General features: G+C 63.0%; 1 protein-coding gene and 1 pseudogene. One reads left to right on the top strand and one right to left on the bottom strand.

From position 1 onward, the window contains the following. Window positions 1-201, top strand: a pseudogene (locus tag ACZ7IB_RS49080) (hypothetical protein); the annotation flags it as partial. Window positions 202-558: 357 nt separating this feature from the next. Here ACZ7IB_RS49080 and ltrA read toward each other — a convergent pair. After that, window positions 559-1,848: a group II intron reverse transcriptase/maturase gene (ltrA, locus tag ACZ7IB_RS49085; protein ID WP_470921870.1), complete on the bottom strand. Its 1,290-nt coding sequence runs from the start codon at window positions 1,846-1,848 to the stop codon at window positions 559-561. Window positions 1,849-1,962: the final 114 nt, after the last annotated feature.

Consider the following 1,962-nt stretch of genomic DNA (forward strand, 5'->3'; position numbering starts at 1 on the left):
AGAAACAACCTGCCCACCCACGACCACCGACCGAAACCAGCTCACCAAACGATCAAGAGATCATCTTCAGAGCACGTCGGTGGATCGAGGCTTAGCCGCATCGCCGCGATCCGCGGCACGTTCGCTCTGCAGCAAGCCCTCTACGCCATCCGCGACGGCGACGAAGAAGAACTCGCGGACGGCCTGGCCGACTACCGCTGAAGCACACGAGCACATCCGCTTCATCGAGCACTTCACATCAACAGCAACCGGGCGAACCTATTCGGTCACAGCACTAACCGGACCCGGACCGTCTGGCAGTGCCAGCCCGTCCCGACGTTGTCGGGGCTGTTTACCGCCCGACTCGGCATCCCCCGAGCAGAACTGCCCCCAGCTTCAACCGGATTGCTGCGACAACCCGGCGGTGAAGGTCTCTCACCTCACTCGATTCCAGTGAGGTCGACCCGGAGCGCGGTGCTGGCCTTGCGGTCAGTCCGTTTCTCCGGGTCGCCTCCCGAACCCGGCGTGCGCCGCTAAGCGCACCGGGCTCTCCACAAGTCCCGTGGGTCGGCGTTCACCTCATGCTGTGCTCGGCCATGGTGTCGGGATGCGTGTTCCCCGGTAGTAGTAGCGCTTGGCGCTCACCTTTGCCGGGTCGAACAATTCCATCCCGCCTTCGGCGGGCCAGATGCCGTAGCGTCGGCATAGTACCTTCCAAGGAACACGCCGGTGCTTGCGCTCCTGCCATCTGATGATCTCCTTCCAGAGGTAGGCCCTCAAATAGCTGAAAGTCGCGTTCGAGCACCCGTACTTGAAGTACGCGGTCCAGCCCCGCAGCATCCGGTTGAGCTGACGCAGCAGGTCTTCGAGCGACAGGTTCATGCTCCGCCGGCAGATTGTCTTCACCTTGGCCATGACGGCCGCCAGGGCCTTCTTGGCCGGGTAGACGTAGACGTATCGTTTGCCGGTACCTCGCTTCTGGTGACGCTGGATGCGCCAGCCGAGGAAGACGAGGCCCTCGTCGACATGGGTAATCAAGGTCTTCTCCGGCGACAGGCGCAGGCCCATCGTGGACAGGACCCCGGCGATTTCTTCCCGCAGGGTTTGGGCGTGCGCCTCGGTGCCCGACACGAGCAAGCACCAGTCGTCCGCATACCGCACGAGGCGGTAGTTGGGCAGACCTTGACGGCGTCGCTTGGCCCTTCCATACGGGCTGGCTCCGGGGCCGCCCGGCCCTTGGGCGATGTGCTCGTCCAAGACCGAGAGAGCCACATTGCTCAGCAACGGGGAAAGAATCGACCCTTGCGGAGTACCGGCGTTGGTATCCACCAGCGTGCCGTCCTCACCGAGGATGCCTGCCTTCAGGAATGCCTTCACCAGATCCAGGACACGTTTGTCTCCGACACGTTCCCGCACCCGGTTCATAAGAGCGGAGTGCGAGATTTCGTCGAAGCAGGCTTTGATGTCACCCTCAACAACCCACTCATACGAGCGGGATGCGAAATGGTGCACCTCGGCCACCGCATCGTGAGCCCGGCGATTCGGACGGAACCCGTAGGAACACGGGAGGAAATCCGCCTCAAAAATCGGCTCCAACACCAGCTTCAAGGACGCCTGAGCAACCCGGTCTCGGATGGTCGCGATTCCCAGATAGCGGACCTTGCCGCCAGCTTTGGGAATCGCGCGTCGCCGAGCCGGTAGGGGTCGGAAGGTGCGGGCTTTGAGATCTTCCCGCAGTTCCGCAAGGAACCCTTCCAGCCCGCGCACGGACTCAATGTAGTAGGCGGTCTCGCCGTCCACTCCCGCCGTGCGCGCGCCCTTGTTGTTCCGCACCCGGTCCCAGGCCACCAGCAGGAAGCCCGGATCCACGGCGAGGTTGTACAGATCATGGGCCTTCCCCCGTGAAGGTGGGCACGCGGTTATTGATCACGCGGCGAGCGTGAGTTTAGCGGTGTGGTGTCGGTGTTCGTATTCGTTGGGGCT

Source organism: Streptomyces sp. NPDC037301 (genome assembly GCF_055602785.1).